The 1,920-nt window shown below is 44.7% G+C and carries 2 protein-coding genes; one reads left to right on the top strand and one right to left on the bottom strand.

The window, feature by feature from the left end; genetic code table 11:
- Positions 1-218, top strand: a 218-nt coding sequence (locus tag ELS82_RS24515; RefSeq protein WP_208733300.1) for an IMP dehydrogenase, incomplete at its 5' end; no start/stop codon positions are given.
- A gap of 146 nt (positions 219-364) precedes the next feature.
- Here ELS82_RS24515 and ELS82_RS24510 read toward each other — a convergent pair.
- Entirely contained in the window at positions 365-1,405 is a 1,041-nt protein-coding gene (locus ELS82_RS24510) for a phage integrase (protein ID WP_134837717.1), read from the bottom strand.
- Between the last annotated feature and the right edge of the window lie 515 nt (positions 1,406-1,920).

Below are 1,920 nucleotides of genomic sequence, written 5' to 3'. Positions count from 1 at the left end.
AGCACTCTGGTGGCGTAGCTAAGTACCGCGCAGCTGAAGGTAAAACTGTTCTTCTACCATTCCGCGGCACAGTACACGATACAATTTCTGACATCCTTGGTGGTGTACGTTCAACGTGTACATACGTAGGCGCAGCAAAGCTTAAAGAGCTAACTAAGCGTACGACTTTCATCCGCGTACAAGAGCAAGAGAACAACGTATTCGGTAAAGAGAAGTAAGCCAATACTTCGAAAAAGACGAATAATTGAGAGCCGCTAATTGCGGCTCTTTTTTTGCCCTAAATTTGGTAACAGTCTACAAAGTGTCTACACCTGAGACATTTTTGCTTCGCGCTACTATTCGGATTTGCATAAAAAGTCATCAGTTATTCAAGTTCAAGGGCAGCAAGCGGGTTCATTTCTACAGTTTCCGAAAGGTGGTCTGGGGCAAAGTGAGCGTAGCGCATCGTCATACTAATATCGGCATGGCCAAGGACATCCCGTAGTACCAGAATGTTGCCGCCATTCATCATGAAGTGGCTGGCGAACGTATGGCGCAATACGTGTGATGCCTGACCCTTTGGCAATGACATCCCCAGTTTGTGCTTTAGTAGGTAACAGAAAGGGGTGTAGCACTCTTCAAACATTAAACCGGAGCATGGCTTGTAGATCTCGTCATAAAGCGCCTTAGAGATGGGTACTGAGCGGTTCTTCTTGGTTTTAGTATTGGTATAGGTGATCTTGTACTTGCTGAGCTGGCTCCCACGCAGCTTTGCTGCTTCATTCCACCGTGCACCTGTGGCTAAGCATATCTTTACTATTTTGAGCATGTCTCCACGCTGATGCTGACCAACCAGTTCAAGCAATAGAGGAAGTTTCTCTTTTGGAATAAAAGCCATCTCTCTTTCTGCTACTTTGAATGGCTTGAGTTCTTCTAAAGGGTGGGGGAGGTTCCACTCACCGAGTTCTTTTAGTTTACTGAAAACCGCCTTAAAGCGCGCTAACTCCGAATTGAGGGTAGAAACACTTGGCGCGCCTTTTTGCCAGCGGCCATCAACAAAGTTGATTTGGCCAGCCATCCTCAAGCTACGAAACTCAGCGTATTGCTTGGCGTTAAATAAGGAAGCGGGTGGGTTACCCATGGCTTTAACCATGTGGTTAAACTTTTGGTAGATGACTTCGCCGTTGGTGAGCGTTCGACCGTAGTGGCTGAACCAGGTATCAACAACATCAGACAGACGCCTGTGATCGCGACTCATACCTAGCCAGGGCTTTTGATCCACTTCTTTCATCGTGAACTTCTCAAACCCGACAGCCTCACCTTTGGTGGCAAAGCGTCTGCGAACGCGTTTCCCATTGCGGCCATTAGGGTAGCAGTCACAAATCCAAGGTTTGGTTGAACCATCTTTTAAGTTGCGGATAGACATACAGGACAAAACCCAATGCTGTTTTTATATACAGTAGTTCGTTTTGAAACGTAATACAATGTTTGATATTGTCTATGTTAAACAAACATAAAATCATATGGTTAGATAATTGAGTGTAACAACACTATTCGATTCAGAGTTGAATGATGAATCAACACGGTATTTCATTTTGGATACGAAGGGTGAGAGCCAAGAACACCAGGATGCTGACTTCATTAAATACTCTTGAATCCTGATGACTTAGAAACCTATGAATGGCACTTCAAGGATAGAACCCCCAACACTTGGGAGCATTTCTTTAACCAGTATGGTATGAATCAGATTCTTAGAGAGGATTTTGTGAACCTCCTGAGGCTATCTGAGGGGAACCCCCTCTGGCAGGATAGTTGTCACTGTTAAAATTTAACCAGTTTGGGCGGTAAGAATGAATTGTGTCTCGTATTCCAGCAGAAAGAAAAGAAGCCATATTGAAGAAGCTACTGCCTCCATATTCAATGTCAGTAAGCCAGTTGTCA

It is taken from the genome of Vibrio ouci (assembly GCF_004551525.1).
In the GTDB taxonomy this organism is placed as follows: Bacteria; Pseudomonadota; Gammaproteobacteria; order Enterobacterales; family Vibrionaceae; genus Vibrio; species Vibrio ouci.
This window is presented reverse-complemented; position numbering and strand designations above follow the sequence as displayed.